The 953-nt window shown below is 46.8% G+C and carries 2 protein-coding genes; both read left to right on the top strand.

Going from position 1 to position 953, the window contains the following annotated elements:
• The coding region (locus tag ACTHSP_RS20880) for a UbiX family flavin prenyltransferase (protein WP_440346872.1) at positions 1-396 on the top strand (396 nt) is incomplete at its 5' end.
• Positions 397-449: 53 nt separating this feature from the next.
• Complete coding sequence (locus ACTHSP_RS20875; protein WP_049351295.1) at positions 450-884, top strand: pyridoxamine 5'-phosphate oxidase family protein; 435 nt, start codon at positions 450-452, stop codon at positions 882-884.
• Positions 885-953: the final 69 nt, after the last annotated feature.

Here is a 953-nt window from a genome sequence, read left to right as displayed (position 1 = left end):
TATGCTTTGGCGGATGTCGTGCATTCTGTCCGTAATGTCGGGGCAAGTATTGCCAGCGGATCGTTTTTGACGGATGGGATGTTGATTGCACCGTGTTCAATGAAAACCTTGGCTTCGGTTGCTCATGGATTTGCCGATAATTTGCTCAGCCGTGCGGCGGATGTAACGTTGAAAGAGCGGCGCAAGCTGGTGTTGATGGTGCGTGAAGCGCCGTTAAACTTGGCGCACATTGAAAATATGCGCCGCGTGACAGAGATGGGCGGTATCGTGTTTCCTCCCATTCCGGCTTTATATCAGAAGCCTGAATCCATTGAAGATATGATTACACACAGCGTCTCTCATGCTTTGGACTTGTTCGGTATCATTCAAAACAATGTGCCGCGCTGGCAGGGCTGATATTTCAGACGGCCTGAGTATAATTACGTCTACTGCGAAGGAAGATAAAACCCATGCAAACAATTCCTGCCAATATAGTGAAGTTTTTGAGTAATCATCATGTCGTCAGCATTGCTGCTGTGGAAGAGGGCGAAGTTTGGGCAGCTTGCTGTTTTTATGTGTTTGATGAGGCGAATGCCCGATTGATTGTGCTGACATCTTTGAAAACGAAACATGGCGGAATGATGGGTCGGTCAGCCAAAGTAGCCGGTACCATTGCCGGTCAACCTGACAGTATCACGAAAATCAGCGGCATTCAGTTTGCGGCGACTGCCGCTTTGATTGAGGATGAAGTGGATTTGAAAGCGGCACAGTCTTTGTATTACAAAGCGCATCCTGCTGCCAGAGTGATGAAAAGCGATGTTTGGGCATTGAATTTGGACAGCGTGAAATTCACTGACAATAAATTGGTATTCGCACAAAAAACGTACTGGGATCGCAAGGATTAAGAAAAGGCCGTCTGAAAGATGAAATTTCAGACGGCCTTTGGTAATGTTACAAATTAATCGTGTCCGAGA

Source organism: Neisseria sp. P0001.S005, assembly GCF_051963715.1.
The sequence above is the reverse complement of the archived record's forward strand: the minus strand, read 5'-3'. Positions and strand labels throughout refer to the sequence as shown.

Coding starts and splice junctions, on each gene's coding strand:
- ACTHSP_RS20875 (WP_049351295.1), top strand. CDS start 450: ATGCAAACAATTCCTGCCAATATAGTGAAGTTTTTGAGTAATCATCAT.